We start from the raw sequence: 13,556 nt of genomic DNA on the forward strand, positions 1-13,556 counted from the left end.
GCTCACGTCGGACTCGAAGGACACTGAGGGGCAAGGGAGTTGACGCCGGAGGGGGACGTGACATGCGGGACAGCCATCGGGCGGAAGCCGAGCGGCTGTTGGCACGGGCCGTGGAAGAAGAGGTGCGCCGCTCGGGCGGCCGCACCGACGGAGCCGTACTCCTGGCGCGGGCGCGCGGATCGCTCGACGCCATGGCACAGACGGCCGCTGAGGAGTACGGGGCATACACACGAGCCCTCGACGAGGCGGAGGCCGGGCGACTGACCTTCGGTCAGCGATATGCGAGGGAGGGAGCCGGAACCGCGCTTGTGGTCGCGGGTGTTGCCGCGGTCGCGGCCTGTGTGGCCGACCTCGCCCTGGGCACGGACAGCGGCACGGCACTGGGCACCGGCGCCACCGTCGGCGTCGTCGGGGCCGCGGCCACGGTGGTGAAGGTGACCGCGTCCCATCTGCCGGCGGCCAGTCGGCGGGCCGGCGCGCTCGGCCAGCCCGGCGGCCCCGAGCAGCTGCGCCTGCAGTGGCTGACCGCCTTGGAGGTGCGCGGCATTCGCCCCTTCCTCGACCAGCAGCGGGTGATCGTCTCCACGACGACCCCCAAGAAGGGCTCGGCCCAGCTGCGCCGCACCGACAAGAGTGCGGCGGCCCGCAGACGCACGGTGCTCGAGCAGTCGTTCGGTCAACTGCCCGAACCCGCAGGCCCGTTCGCCGGCCGCCGCCAGGAGCTGGCACACATCCGGCAGTGGGTCCAGGCGGCCCGCGCGAGCACGCAGAGCAAGCCGTCGGTGGTCGTCCTGCACGGTGAGCCCGGTTCGGGGCGCACGACGCTGGCGATCCGCGCCGCGCACGAGCTCAAAGACCACTTCCGCGGCGCGTGCGTGGTGGACCTGCGCGGCGACAGCGCCGAGGAGCCGCCGCTGTCCACCCGTGATGCCCTGCTCCATCTGCTCAACCGGCTAGGCGCCCCTCGCGAACAGCTCCTGTTCCGCGAGCGTTCCGCCCCGGACCAGCAGCTCAAGCGGCTGAGCGAGCTGTACCACCAGCACCTGACGGGCCTGCCGGTCACGATCGTGCTCGACGACGCCTCCGACCTCGAGCAGGTGCGCACCCTCGTCCCCGAACGCTCCGAGAGCCTGGTGCTCGTCACCGCCCGGGGCCCCCTCGACCTGCCCGAGGACCTGCCGGCCCGGGTGCACCAGCTCCCGGTCGAGGCACTGGACGCGGCGGGCGCGGAGGAACTGCTGAACGCGGCGGCCCAGGACACCTCGGGACCGTACGACGCCGAGGCCGCCGACCGCACCCGGCAGCTGTGCGGCGGTCTGCCGCTGGCCCTGCGCATCGCCGGCACGTCACTCGGTCCGCGCACCCCTCGTCAACTGGCCGTGGATCTCGCGGCGTACGGCCCGGTGGAGCCCGTGGAGCGTGCCCTGTGGCTCCGCTATACGGACCAGTCGGAGGCGGCGCGGCGTCTGCTGCGGCGGCTCGCGCTGGCGGGCCGTGCCTCACTGGGGGCGGCCGCCGCGGCTGCCCTGCTGGCCACGGACGAGCAGGACGCGACGCGGTATCTGCAGACGCTGGCGCGCGCAGCTCTGATCGACCACGTCCGCGGCAACCGCTACCGCCTGCACGATGTCGTACGGGCCTTCGCCCAGGCCAGGCTGCTGGACGAGGAGGAGCCGGCCGAGCGTACGGCCGCGCACGAGCGCCTGATCGTCAACTACGGCGAACTGGCCGACTCGGTACTGCGCCTGGTGGACGGCAACATGTCGACCCGCTCGGACAGTTTCGGACCGCACGGTTTCACGTCCCTGGACGCGGCGCTGCGCTGGCTGGACGACGAGTCGAGCTTCATCACGGCTGCCCTGCGGCACGCGGAGGGCGTCAACCAGGCGGCGGTGCTGAACCTGCTGGGCGCCCTGTGCGACTACTGCCTGCTGCGCGGCGACCTCTACCGCCTGGGCGAGATCAGCGAGCTGACGCAGGCCGTCGACCAGGGCCTGCTGGTGCGTTCGGTGCAGTGGCGTACTGGCATCGCGGCACGACAGCTGGGCGAGCTGGACAAGGCGCGCACGACGCTGGCCTCGGTGGTGGATCTGTACTTCGAGGCGCACCAGGACGCGGGCGCCGCCAGGGCGCTGTGTTCCCTCGGCATCACCCTCCATCACCAGGGCAACCTCACCGAGGCGGCGACCAGGCTCCAGGAGGCGCTGGATCTGCAGGCCTCGCCCGAGCTTGCGGCGGACCGCGCGTGGACGATGCACGCGCTGGCTGCGGTGGAGCGTGACCGCGCACGGCTGGCCCAGGCGCTGGACCTGCTCACCGGCGCCCTGGTCCTGCACCGGGAGAACGAGTCGGTGCACGGCGAGGCCTGGGCCCACTTCCAGCTGGGGCAGCTGGCGCTGCGCATGGGCGACGCGTCGCGTGCGGAGGGCGAGCTGCGCACCGCGCTTGATCTGTACACCCGCACCCGTGACGCACGCGGCGAGGCCTGGGCGCTGACCCAGCTGGCCCGCGCCCGACTGGTCGCGGGCGACGCGGCCGCGGCGGCGGAGGACCTGCGCCGGGCCGCCACGCGCCACCTGGAGAACGAGGACGCGCGCGGCGAGGCCTGGACGGTCTACTACCTGGGCCATGCGCTGGAGGAGACCGGCGACCTCGACCAGGCGGTCCGCGACCTGGAACGCGCGCGCACGATGTTCTCGCGGATGCGGGATGTCTACGGTCTGGCCTGCGCCCGCCATCACTCGGCGCGCGTGACACGTGACCAGCGAGCGGCCCGGACGGGCTCCCTGCGCAACTCCGGCTTCGCCCGCCAGTTGCTGGTGGACGCCAAGGCGGACTTCCAGCGCATCGGTGTGGCCCACGGCGAGGCGTGGACGTGCCTGGAACTGGCGGTGGTGGACGCAGGCAACGCCCGCACCCAGCAGGCACTGGCGCTCTGCGACGAGGCGGTGGGCCTTTTCACGTCGTACGGCGACCGCCGGGGCGAGGACTGGGCCCGCTTCCTGCGCTGCACCCTTCTCCCCTACGCCTCTCCGGGAGGCACCGAGGTGGGCACGGCAGTGGCCCAGGAGGAACTGGCCCAGCTGTCCCGCACGGTCCACCCGTCGAGGGACGAGAAGCTGGACGACTACGTGGGGGCGTACCAGCTGCTGCTGGAGCGGGGCGTGAACCTGGAGGGCGGCTGGCAGGCGTGGCGCCTGGGCATGGTGCCGGGACGGCACGCACGGGAGGTGATGGGGGTGGCGGTGCCCGCCGGGAGCTGACGGTCACGCCGGGCAGGGGCCGCGCCGGGCATCGGTGGCGTGGCCCCTGCAGTGAACAGCCCTCAGCCCCGCTGGGCCTTGGGCGCCCCCTTGACCGTGCCGGAGCCCTTCTTGCCGGCCTTGGCACCGGCGTCGGGGGCGTCCTCCTCGAAGTCCACCTTGCCCATGTGCTTGTTCATGGACTTCATCAGGCGCCACACCGCCAGTGCCATCACGGCGAAGACGATGAAGCCGAGGACGCCGGGGGTGACCTTGTTCTGGTCGACCTCGGCGAGGGGGACGAGGTGCGTCATTGCCAGGCTCACGCTTGCGCTCATGTCAGGCATTGTCCCTCAGGGCTAGCGGATGCCTGCAAAGAGGTCGTCCTCCGGGAGGGAGGTGTCCACGAGGGACTTCGCGAGCTCGTATTCCTCCGTCGGCCAGACCTCCTTCTGCAGCTCCAGCGGGACACGGAACCAGCCGCCGTCGGGGTCGATCTGCGTGGCGTGCGCGATCAGCGCCTTGTCGCGGATCTCGAAGAAGTCGGCGCAGGGGATGTGGGTGGTCAGCGTGCGCTCGGCGCGCTCGAACTCGTCCCACCGCTTCAACCAGTCCCCGTACGGCGACTCCAGACCGCGCTCGAGCAGCGCGTGGTGCAGCGCCTCGGTGCGCGGTCGGTTGAAGCCCTGGTTGTAGTACAGCTTCAGCGGCTGCCACGCCGGGCCGAACTCCCCCTCCGGGTACTGCTCGGTATCCGCCGCGCCCTCGAAGGCCACCATCGAGATCTTGTGGGTCATGATGTGGTCGGGGTGCGGGTAGCCGCCGTTCTCGTCGTACGTGGTGATCACCTGCGGACGGAACGCGCGGATCTTGCGGACCAGCTCGCCAGCCGCCTTGTCGACGTCCTCGAGGGCGAAGCAGCCCTCGGGAAGCGGGGGCAGCGGGTCGCCCTCCGGCAGCCCGGAGTCGACGAAGCCGAGCCACTCCTGCTTGACGCCGAGGATCTCCCTGGCCTCGTCCATCTCCTTCTTGCGTACCTCGTGGATGTGCTCCTCGACGTACTTGTCGCCCTGGAGCTTCGGATTGAGGATGGAGCCGCGCTCCCCGCCCGTGCAGGTCACCACCAGCACGTCCACCCCCTCGGACACGTACTTCGCCATGGTGGCCGCGCCCTTGCTCGACTCGTCGTCGGGGTGGGCGTGCACGGCCATCAGTCGCAGTTGGTCAGTCAAGACTCGATCCTCAGTAAGTCGGCAAGTCGGCGCCCGGTGTGATTCGGCGCGTTGGGCGGCTTCTATAGTGACCGAATCGGGGGGCGGAAAATTCCGGGTCCGGTCCCGGAGTGCCCCTTCCGGGACGTTCGTCCCGGCCCCTGCCGAGAGGACGATCATGAGTACGGCGAGCACCCGGCTGCCCGAGGGCCGCTACGGCCGCTCCGCGGACGAGCGTGCCGACCGCACACTCAAGATCGTCGCGAGTGTGCTGGGGGCGGTGCTGCTGGTCGTCATCGGCTGGTTCGCGTATCACTATGTCGTCGAGAGCAAGATCAGCGGCGAGGTGATCACCTTCGAGGCCTCTCACGACTCGGTCAAGGTGCATCTGGAGGTGCGCAAGGACGCGGATGCCACCGGTTACTGCACCCTGCGCTCGCAGTCGGCGGACGGCGCCGAGGTGGGCCGGGGGGATTTCCGGTTCGGCGGGCATGCCACACGCATCGACAAGGTCGTCACGCTGCGTACGACGTCCCCCGGCACGACGGCGGAGCTGCTCGGCTGTCACGCGGACTGACGCCACGCCACTCTTCTCACGTAGGCTCTGAGCTGCGTTGACGTAATTCTGATGGCTTATGTCCTCCCCCTTTCGCCGCTGAATTGTTAGGCTCGTGGTTTCGCCCACCCGTGAAGGAACATTCTTCTGGGTAGGGCGATGCTTTGTATTCCCAGTACCGACGAGGAGCACCTGTGACCCAGACCAGCGAGAACGTCACCTGGCTGACCCAGGAGGCGTACAACAAGCTCAAGGACGAGCTTGAGCACCTTACTGGTCCTGCGCGCACGGAGATCGCCGCCAAGATCGCGGCCGCGCGCGAGGAGGGCGACCTGCGCGAGAACGGCGGGTACCACGCGGCCAAGGAGGAGCAGGGCAAGCAGGAGCTCCGTGTGCGCCAGCTGACCCAGCTTCTGGAGAACGCCAAGGTCGGCGAGGCTCCCGCCTCGGCTGACGGGGCCGTCGCGCCCGGCATGGTCGTGACGATCGCCTTCGACGGTGACGAGGACGACACGCTGACGTTCCTGCTCGCCTCCCGCGAGTACGCGAGCGCCGACATCGAGACCTACTCGCCGCAGTCCCCGCTGGGCGCCGGCGTGATCGGCCACAAGGTCGGCGAGGACGCGGAGTACGAACTGCCGAACGGCAAGAAGGCCTCGGTGAAGATCCTGAAGGCCGAGCCCTACCAGGGCTGAGCCTCCCCCGACACCTGCGGCGTGCCCCCGGTGCCTTGTGGCACCGGGGGCATTGCCATGCCCGGGGTCGGATCGGGCCGGCGTCGCGTCAGGCCGTCGCCGAGCGGTACTTCCGTACCGCGAGCGTCCGGAATACCGCGATGATCACCACCGAGTAGATCAGTGAGGCCCAGACGGGGTGGGCCATCGGCCATGCGTCCGACGGAGACACCCCGGGGTTGCCGAACAGCGTGCGGCAGGCCTGCACGGTGGCGCTGAACGGGTTCCACTCGGCGACGTGCCGAAGCCAGGGCGTCATGTGACTGGTGTCCACGAACGCATTCGAGATGAACGTGACCGGGAACAGCCAGATCAGCCCGCCGGAGGTGGCCGCTTCCGGCGTCCGCACCGAGAGGCCGATCAGGGCGCCGATCCAGGTGAACGCGTACCCCGTCAGGAGCAGCAGGCCGAAGGCGGCGAGCACCTTGCCGAGGTTGGTGTCGGCGTTGGAGCCCACGCGCCAGCCGACCAGGAGGGCGACGATCGCGAGGACCAGCAGGGTCAGCGCGGTCTGTACGAGGTCCGCGAGCGTGCGCCCCGTGAGCACCGCGCCCCGGGCCATCGGCAGGGAGCGGAAGCGGTCGATGAGCCCCTTGTGCATGTCGTCGGCGATGCCCGCGCCGGCGCCCGCCGTGGCGAACGTGACGGTCTGGGCGAAGATGCCCGCCATCAGGAAGTTGCGGTACGCCTCGGGGCTGGTGCTGCCGCCGATCTGCATGGAGCCGCCGAAGACGTAGCTGAACAGCACGACGAACATGATCGGCTGGATCAGTCCGAAGATCACCATCTCCGGGATCCGGGTCATGCGGATCAGATTCCGCTTGGCGACGACCAGCGAGTCACGGACGGACTGGCCGAGCGGGTTTGCGGGCGCGGCGACGGCGAGGGTGTCGGTGCTTGCGCTCACGTGGCGGTCTCCTTCGTGCGCTTGCGGGCCTTGGGGACCTCGGCCGCGCCGTTGTCCTCGGGCTTCTCCTCGGCCACATGGCCGGTCAGGGACAGGAAGACGTCGTCCAGGGTGGGACGGCGCAGCCCGATGTCGTCTATCTCGATACCGCGGCTGTCCAGCTCGCGGATGACCTCGGCGAGCAGCTTGGCGCCGCCGGTGACCGGGACGGTGAGCTTGCGGGTGTGCTCCTCGACCGTCGTCTCACCCTTGCCGAAGCCGCCCAGGACCTCGGCAGCGGTCGTGATGTGCTCGCGCTCGTGCACGACGACCTCGACGCGCTCGCCGCCGGTACGCGCCTTGAGCTGGTCGGAGGTGCCCCGAGCGATCACGCGGCCGTGGTCGACGACGCAGACCTCGTGCGCCAGGTGATCGGCCTCTTCCAGGTACTGGGTGGTCAGCAGCAGGGTCGTGCCCCCGGAGACGAGCTGCTTGATGACGTCCCACAGCTGCTGGCGGTTGCGCGGGTCGAGACCGGTCGTCGGCTCGTCCATGAACATCACGGGCGGCCGGACCACCAGCGCGGCCGCGAGGTCGAGACGGCGGCGCATACCGCCGGAGTACGTCTTGGTGGGACGGTCGGCGGCATCCGTGAGGTTGAACTGCTCCAGCAGCTCGATCGCCCGCTGCTTCGCCGCCTTCGCCTTCATCTGGTAGAGCTGCCCCACCATCTGGAGGTTCTCGCGGCCGGTCAGATACTCGTCGACGGCGGCGAACTGCCCGGACAGACCGACCGAGCGTCGCACCGCGTCGGGGTGCTTGACCACGTCGATCCCCGCGACGACCGCCGTGCCGCTGTCAGGGCGCAGCAGGGTCGTCAGACAGCGGACCGTCGTGGTCTTGCCCGCGCCGTTCGGCCCGAGGAGGCCCAGCACGGTGCCCTCCGGGACATCGAGGTCGACGCCGTCCAGAGCCCTTACGTCGCCGAAAGTCTTCACCAGACCTTCGGCATAGATGGCACCTGGCATATGAGTTCTCCACGTCTATGGGGATCAGGGTCGTTGGGGATCGGGCAACGAGCGTACGGTTCAGGCTTTCGTCCGCTCGACGGGTTTTCCGCGCGCACGGCGGCGAACGCCCCGCGGCATGGGCAGAGGCCACGAGACGGACACACCATAACGCGATGTATCGCGTCTCTCAACGAATATTTCCGCGCACCTGCGACAACGGTCCCGGACCTCAGTCGGTGACGGTGTAACCCGCCTCCCGCAGCGCCTGCTCGACCTCCGCACAGTGCACCGGGCCCTTCGTCTCCAGATGCAGCTCGACCTCCGCCTCCGTGAGCCCGAGCCGTGGGTCGGTCCGTACGTGGCTCACATCGAGGACGTTAGCGTCGAGCACTGACAACACCCCGAGAAGCGTCGCGAGAGCGCCCGGGCGGTCGGTCAGCCGCAGCCGAACCGCGAGGTAGCGGCCCTGTGCCGCCATGCCGTGCCGCAGGATGCGCTGCAGCAGGAGCGGGTCGACGTTGCCGCCGGACAGCACCGCCGACACCGGCCCCTCGAAGGCTCCCGGATCGCTCAGGAGCGCCGCCACGGGACTCGCGCCGGCCGGCTCGACGACCAGCTTGGCCCGCTCCAGACAGAGCAGCACGGCGGCGGACAGCGCGTCCTCGGACACCGTACGGACCTCGTCGACCAGGTCGTGGACGATCCGGAAAGGCACCTCGCCGGGCCGCCCCACCTTGATCCCGTCGGCCATCGTGGCCGGGTTCGCGACCGACACCGGACGTCCGGCCGCAAGGGATGCGGGGTACGCGGCCGCGCCCTCCGCCTGCACGCCCACCACCCGCACGTCCGGGCGCAGCGCCTTCACCGCGGTCGCGATGCCCGCAGCCAGCCCGCCGCCGCCGATGCCGACGACGATCGTGCGCACCTCCGGGCACTGCTCCAGGATCTCCAGACCGACCGTCCCCTGACCCGCGATGATGTCCGGGTGGTCGAACGGGTGGATGAAGACCGCACCTGTCTCGGCCGCGTACTCCTGCGCCGCGGCCAGTGTCTCGTCCACCACCTGGCCGTCCAGTCGTACGTCGGCGCCGTACTCGCGGGTCGCGCTGATCTTCGGCAGCGGGGCGCCCTTGGGCATGAAGACCGTGGAGTGCACACCCAGCAGCGAGGACGCGAGCGCGACGCCCTGCGCGTGGTTGCCCGCGCTCGCGGCGACCACGCCCGCCGCCCGCTCCTCGGGCAGCAGCCCCGCGATGCGCACGTACGCGCCGCGCAGCTTGAACGACCCGGTCCGCTGGAGGTTCTCGCACTTGAAGTGCACCGGCGCGCCGACCAGCTGGGACAGGTGCCTGCTGCCCTCCATGGCCGTGACGCGGGCGATGCCCGACAGCATCTTCTGGGCGCCCCGTACGTCGTCCAGCGTCACCGCCGGCAAGGAGTCAGCCGTGCTGTAGCTCATGACCACCAGTCTCGCAGTTCACGCCCGTCGGCAGCGGGTGTGACCAAGGCCTGGTACGGGTTTGCGCAGCGCTGGTACGACCCGCGTCCCGGCCGCGTACCCTGTCCCCCAACCCAGCTCCCCACGCATGAAGTGAGCCCCCGGCCATGCCCACAACACCTGAAATGTCGATGGACATGACGACCGTCGGTGACACCGGTCTTCTGGACACGCTGCAGCACGAGGTCGCGGTGTTCGCACGCCGCGCCGAACAGACGCGGCTCGGCGGGGTCGGGCAGGTGCGCAACTCCATGGACCGCGCCGCGTACCTGCTGCTCAACCGCCTCGACAAGGAAGGCCCGATGGGCGTCAAGGCGCTAGCCGCGAGCATGGGCATCGACTCGTCGACGGTCACCCGGCAGGTGGCCCCGCTGGTCGACACCGGTCTCGTCAAGCGCACCTCCCACCCGGAGGACGGGCGCGCGGTGGTGCTCCAGCTCTCCCCGCGCGGCCTGTCCCGCCTGGAGGAGGTACGTTCCTCCAGGCGACAGCTGATGGCCGAACTGACGCACGACTGGACGCCGGAGGAGCGCCAGGACTTCTGCGCGCTGCTCACGCGGTTCAACACGGCCCTCTCCGCCCGGCAGACGGCACAGGGAATTCCGGGGTCGGAGTCACAGCCGACGTCCTGAGCCCCGGTCCACGCCGTACGTCACCACCCCGGCACGCGCGCGTGCGAGCGCTCCCCGGCTCTTGACCCGGGGGGCGCGACCGGTCTCATATGAGACCGGGCCCCTGTCGTACGCGGTCCGGCATGCCGTGCACGCCCCACTTGCTCGTCGTGCGGGCGCGGCCGGTACCGCACGCGGCGAGGTCCCGTTCCTTCATGGTCGCCCTCAGGGGGAGGCGCGGTGCGAGAACGGCATGCGTCCCAGGACGCTCGCCGGGCCCGTGAGTTCGAGGCATTCGTCGCGGGCGCGGCCGGGCGGCTGCTGCATGCCGCCACCCTGCTCACCGCTGAGGCGCCGGACGCCAACCCTCGCGCACGGCGCCTGCTGACGCTGTCCCTCGCCCAGACGTACGCCTCCTGGGACCGGCTGCGCGGCGACGACCCCTACGACCGGGCGCGCCAGCATCTGGCCACCCGCTTCGCGCGCGAGGCGTGGCACCGCCACGGGGCGCTCGGCCGGCACCGGCCGGACGCGGGCGGCATGCTCGCGGCTCTGTCGCCCCAGGAACGGCTGATCCTTGTCCTGAGGCTGTACGAGGGTGTGGCCGAGGAACAGACGGCGGCGCTGCTGGGGCTGCCCACCGAGCGGGTGCGCTCGATCTGCCTGCGGGCGACGGCCACGCTGTTGCATCCACCGCCCGGGCCGGCACCGGCGGTGCCGGTCGCGAAGGTGGCGCCGTCATGACCGGGCCGACGACGCCCGCCGGGCCCCGGGCCTGCGGTGACGGAGGTGACGGAGGTGACGGAGGTGACGGAGGTGACGGAGGTGACGGATGAAGATCTCCGAGCGTGAGGCGGCCGTGCGGCGGATGCTGGAGCGGACGCCGCCCCCGGTGCCGCCCGACCTGTACCCGGAGGTGGTGCGGCGCGGCAGCCGCATGCTGCGCCGCCGGACAGGGGCTCGCCGCCTGCTGTGGCTGGCCCTGCTCGCCGCGACCCTCGCCTTCGTGATCTGGGCGTCGGTCGCACGCCCCTGGGTGGAGCCGCCGTCCACGACGACTCCACCGATCAGCAACTGGTGAGACCGGGCCGTCAGCCGAGTGCCCGCTGCAGGTCCTCCAGGAGGTCGTCGACGTTCTCGATGCCCACGGAGAGGCGCACGAGATCGGCGGGGACCTCCAGGGCGGAGCCGGCCGCGGACGCGTGCGTCATGCGCCCCGGGTGCTCGATGAGGGACTCGACACCCCCCAGGGACTCGCCGAGTGTGAACACCTCGGCCCGGTTGCACACCTCGACGGCCGCCTCCTCCCCGCCCTCGACCTGGAAGGAGACCATGCCGCCGAACGCCTTCATCTGCTTCGCGGCGACCTCGTGACCGAGGTGCTCCGGCAGACCGGGATACAGAACGCGCGTCACGCGCGCGTGCCGGGTGAGCATGTCGGCGATCTTGGCGGCGTTCTCGCTGTGCCGGTCCATGCGGACGGCCAGCGTCTTGGTCCCGCGCAGCACCAGCCAGGAGTCGAAGGGACCGGCGACCGCGCCCATCGCGTTCTGGTGGTACGCCAGCTGCTCGCCCAACTCCTGGTCGTTCACGATCAGCGCACCGCCGACGACGTCGGAGTGCCCGCCCATGTACTTGGTCAGGGAGTGCACGACGACGTCCGCGCCGAGCGAGAGGGGCTGCTGCAGGTAGGGAGTCGCGAACGTGTTGTCGACGACGAGCCTGGCTCCCGCGTCACGGGCGATCTGGGCGACGGCGGCGATGTCGGTGATGCCCAGCAGCGGGTTGGAGGGGGTCTCCACCCACACCGCCTTGGTCTTCGGGGTGAGCGCGGCTCGTACGGCCGAAGGATCGCTGGTGTCGGCGACCGACCATTCCACCCCCCACCGCGAGACGACCTTGGCGAAGAGGCGGAACGTACCGCCGTACGCGTCGTTCGGGATGACCACGTGGTCACCGGGGCTGAGCAGCGTACGCAACAGGCAGTCCTCGGCCGCCAGTCCGGACGCGAACGCGAGGCCGCGGCGGCCGCCCTCCAGGGCGGCGAGATTCTCCTCCAGGGCGGTCCTGGTGGGGTTGGCGCTGCGGCTGTACTCGTATCCGCCGCGCAGCCCGCCGACGCCGTCCTGCTTGTAGGTCGAAACCTGGTAGATCGGAGGGACGACCGCACCTGTGAGGGGGTCGGCGGTGTTCCCCGCGTGAATCGCGAGGGTCTCGAAGTGCTGACTGATGTGCCTGTCGCTCATGGGCACCGAGGGTAGTGCGCTCGTGGCGAGGACGACGGCGCGCGAGACCCGCGGCGTCGGAGGCGCAGGCCTGAACGGCGGGAGCGGTGAGCGGGCGAGCCGGGACGGCGACCGGTCCACGGAGCAACGCTGGTGGGTTTTCCACAGGCCTGGCGACCAGGTTGGCCAAGTGTCGGACCGGTCTGGTTCGCTTGAGGCATGGTGATTCTTTGGGTCCTGATGGCGCTGGCCATGTTGAGCATGGTCCTGCTGCCCGTCCTCATGCGCAGGCGCGCGGGTATCCAGCAGGTGGCACCGGGCGACCCGGACGCCGCGGACCCGGCGAACTACGGCTTCGTGCGCCAGGAGGAGCTGGACATCCGCATGCCCGGCCCCGACCAGGACCTGCTGGACGTCCTGGACGTGGTGCAGCGCACGCAGGACTACCGGGCGGCCTCGCAGCTCCTGGCGGGCACCGAGACGGAGGGCGAGTCACGCTGGCAGCGCGTGCAGGCCTTCGCGGGCGCCGCGTCCCTCGAGCTGCAGCAGCGACCCGGCGGGGTGAGCGAGACACCGGGGGGCCAGTGGCTGCGGGTGTGGCGGGCCGAGGCCCCCAAGGACGCGGGCGGCGCGGCCGTGCAGGCGGAGTTCCTGGTGCAGCAGGCGTGGCGCACGTCGACGCCCGGGACGGACGAGTTCCGGATCATCATGGAGGAGGCGAGGTCGTCGTGCGCGGAGGCGGCGCTGCTGGCCCCCGGTGACCCGATCCCGTACATCATCGAGCTCTCGGTGGCCCGCGGGCTCGCCTACCCGCAGCCGGAGTTCGAGCAGCTGTGGCTGAAGATCCTGGACCGCGCCCCCGCCCACATGGGCGCGCATCTGGCGGCGCTGCACTACTGGTGCGAGAAGTGGCACGGTTCGCGCGATCTGGCGTACTCCTTCGCGGAATCGGCCGCGGCCCGCGCCCCTCAGGGCTCGCTCCTCGCCGCGATGCCCCTCTTCGCGGTCTTCGAGCACCTCCCCGAGGTGAACCTGGTCAGCAGCTTCTACCAGAGCGAGGTCGTGACGAAGGCGATCCACGGCGCGCTCTTCGCGGTGCAGTCGGCCCGCTCCGACGACCCGATGCTGGCGCACGTCCGCCACCTCCTGCTCTTCTTCCTGGTCCGCAGCGAGCGCTGGACGGAGGCCATGGCCCAACTGGTCCACGTCGACGGCCACGTGGGCGCACTGCCCTGGACCCTGACCTCCGACCCGGCCGCGGACTACGCCATATACCGCGCGCTGGCGGTGGCGGGATACGAGGCGAACGGGGGAAGCCCGGCGACACTGCCGCGCTGAGACGGCTGGGAACGCATGCGGGGCCCACCCGGCGAGGCGGTGGCCGGCCATCCTCGAAACCGGAGCCGGCCCCGGAACTGCCCGCCCTGAACAGCTCTCGTGCCAGGGGTCACCTGACACGAGAGCCCCGTAGGCACGGGGGTCAAGCTAAGGACTCCTAGCAAAATGACCGGTCGTTTCCTTGGAATGACAGGCCGTCAGTCAACGTTGTGCCCACATCCGATGGATCGGGGTGGGTATGGGGC

Annotated in this window: 13 protein-coding genes; 7 read left to right on the forward strand and 6 right to left on the reverse strand. The window is 70.7% G+C overall.

The window, feature by feature from the left end; translation table 11 throughout:
- The first annotated feature begins 62 nt into the window (after positions 1-62).
- Entirely contained in the window at positions 63-3,263 is a 3,201-nt protein-coding gene (locus tag ACZ3TS_RS04835) for a tetratricopeptide repeat protein (protein WP_467613632.1), read from the forward strand.
- A gap of 62 nt (positions 3,264-3,325) precedes the next feature.
- On the opposite strand, the gene ACZ3TS_RS04840 is transcribed toward ACZ3TS_RS04835, so the two are convergent.
- Entirely contained in the window at positions 3,326-3,589 is a 264-nt protein-coding gene (locus tag ACZ3TS_RS04840; protein ID WP_467613633.1) for a hypothetical protein, read from the reverse strand.
- Positions 3,590-3,601: 12 nt separating this feature from the next.
- Entirely contained in the window at positions 3,602-4,474 is an 873-nt protein-coding gene (gene mca / locus ACZ3TS_RS04845; RefSeq protein WP_467613634.1) for a mycothiol conjugate amidase Mca, read from the reverse strand.
- Positions 4,475-4,631: 157 nt separating this feature from the next.
- Between mca and ACZ3TS_RS04850 the strand changes: the two genes are divergently transcribed.
- Together ACZ3TS_RS04850 and greA are read left to right on the forward strand one after the other, a co-directional pair.
- The gene (locus tag ACZ3TS_RS04850) at positions 4,632-5,030 is read left to right on the forward strand and encodes a DUF4307 domain-containing protein (RefSeq protein ID WP_467613635.1); all 399 of its coding nucleotides are present in this window, start codon (positions 4,632-4,634) and stop codon (positions 5,028-5,030) included.
- A gap of 173 nt (positions 5,031-5,203) precedes the next feature.
- Positions 5,204-5,704, forward strand: coding sequence for a transcription elongation factor GreA (gene greA, locus ACZ3TS_RS04855; RefSeq protein ID WP_467613636.1), 501 nt, complete (start codon positions 5,204-5,206; stop codon positions 5,702-5,704).
- Between the two features lie 88 nt (positions 5,705-5,792).
- Here the strand turns inward: greA and ACZ3TS_RS04860 are convergent, their stop codons facing one another.
- The 3 genes from ACZ3TS_RS04860 to ilvA form a co-directional block, all read right to left on the reverse strand.
- Positions 5,793-6,650 carry an ABC transporter permease gene (locus ACZ3TS_RS04860; RefSeq protein WP_467613637.1) on the reverse strand — a complete coding sequence of 286 codons (858 nt, stop codon included), beginning with the start codon at positions 6,648-6,650 and terminating at the stop codon, positions 5,793-5,795.
- A complete protein-coding gene (locus ACZ3TS_RS04865; protein ID WP_467613638.1) occupies positions 6,647-7,657 on the reverse strand; it encodes an ATP-binding cassette domain-containing protein in 1,011 nt (336 codons plus the stop codon). Before ACZ3TS_RS04865 ends, ACZ3TS_RS04860 begins: the two co-directional genes overlap by 4 nt.
- 211 nt (positions 7,658-7,868) lie before the next feature.
- A complete protein-coding gene (ilvA, locus tag ACZ3TS_RS04870; RefSeq protein ID WP_467613639.1) occupies positions 7,869-9,098 on the reverse strand; it encodes a threonine ammonia-lyase in 1,230 nt (409 codons plus the stop codon).
- A 164-nt stretch (positions 9,099-9,262) separates the two neighbouring features.
- Between ilvA and ACZ3TS_RS04875 the strand changes: the two genes are divergently transcribed.
- The 3 genes from ACZ3TS_RS04875 (at position 9,263) to ACZ3TS_RS04885 (ending at position 10,829) form a co-directional block, all read left to right on the forward strand.
- The gene (locus tag ACZ3TS_RS04875) at positions 9,263-9,769 is read left to right on the forward strand and encodes a MarR family winged helix-turn-helix transcriptional regulator (RefSeq protein ID WP_467613662.1); all 507 of its coding nucleotides are present in this window, start codon (positions 9,263-9,265) and stop codon (positions 9,767-9,769) included.
- 219 nt (positions 9,770-9,988) lie between these two features.
- Entirely contained in the window at positions 9,989-10,492 is a 504-nt protein-coding gene (locus ACZ3TS_RS04880; RefSeq protein ID WP_467613640.1) for a sigma factor-like helix-turn-helix DNA-binding protein, read from the forward strand.
- Between the two features lie 88 nt (positions 10,493-10,580).
- The gene (locus tag ACZ3TS_RS04885; protein ID WP_467613641.1) at positions 10,581-10,829 is read left to right on the forward strand and encodes a hypothetical protein; all 249 of its coding nucleotides are present in this window, start codon (positions 10,581-10,583) and stop codon (positions 10,827-10,829) included.
- A gap of 10 nt (positions 10,830-10,839) precedes the next feature.
- On the opposite strand, the gene ACZ3TS_RS04890 is transcribed toward ACZ3TS_RS04885, so the two are convergent.
- A complete protein-coding gene (locus tag ACZ3TS_RS04890) occupies positions 10,840-11,994 on the reverse strand; it encodes a cystathionine gamma-synthase (protein WP_467613642.1) in 1,155 nt (384 codons plus the stop codon).
- Positions 11,995-12,192: 198 nt separating this feature from the next.
- Here ACZ3TS_RS04890 and ACZ3TS_RS04895 point away from each other — a divergent pair, with 198 nt between their 5' ends.
- Positions 12,193-13,311, forward strand: coding sequence for a hypothetical protein (locus ACZ3TS_RS04895; RefSeq protein WP_467613643.1), 1,119 nt, complete (start codon positions 12,193-12,195; stop codon positions 13,309-13,311).
- Positions 13,312-13,556: the final 245 nt, after the last annotated feature.

The sequence above is a fragment of the Streptomyces sp. NPDC022910 genome (assembly GCF_055561075.1).

Bases quoted from the DNA above. Each gene is read 5' to 3' on its own strand.
- ACZ3TS_RS04840 (WP_467613633.1), bottom strand. From the start codon at position 3,589: ATGCCTGACATGAGCGCAAGCGTGAGCCTGGCAATGACGCACCTCGTC.
- ACZ3TS_RS04895 (WP_467613643.1), top strand. From the start codon at position 12,193: ATGGTGATTCTTTGGGTCCTGATGGCGCTGGCCATGTTGAGCATGGTC.
- ACZ3TS_RS04835 (WP_467613632.1), top strand. From the start codon at position 63: ATGCGGGACAGCCATCGGGCGGAAGCCGAGCGGCTGTTGGCACGGGCC.
- ACZ3TS_RS04875 (WP_467613662.1), top strand. From the start codon at position 9,263: ATGTCGATGGACATGACGACCGTCGGTGACACCGGTCTTCTGGACACG.
- ACZ3TS_RS04890 (WP_467613642.1), bottom strand. From the start codon at position 11,994: ATGAGCGACAGGCACATCAGTCAGCACTTCGAGACCCTCGCGATTCAC.
- ACZ3TS_RS04885 (WP_467613641.1), top strand. From the start codon at position 10,581: ATGAAGATCTCCGAGCGTGAGGCGGCCGTGCGGCGGATGCTGGAGCGG.
- ilvA (WP_467613639.1), bottom strand. From the start codon at position 9,098: ATGAGCTACAGCACGGCTGACTCCTTGCCGGCGGTGACGCTGGACGAC.
- ACZ3TS_RS04865 (WP_467613638.1), bottom strand. From the start codon at position 7,657: ATGCCAGGTGCCATCTATGCCGAAGGTCTGGTGAAGACTTTCGGCGAC.
- ACZ3TS_RS04850 (WP_467613635.1), top strand. From the start codon at position 4,632: ATGAGTACGGCGAGCACCCGGCTGCCCGAGGGCCGCTACGGCCGCTCC.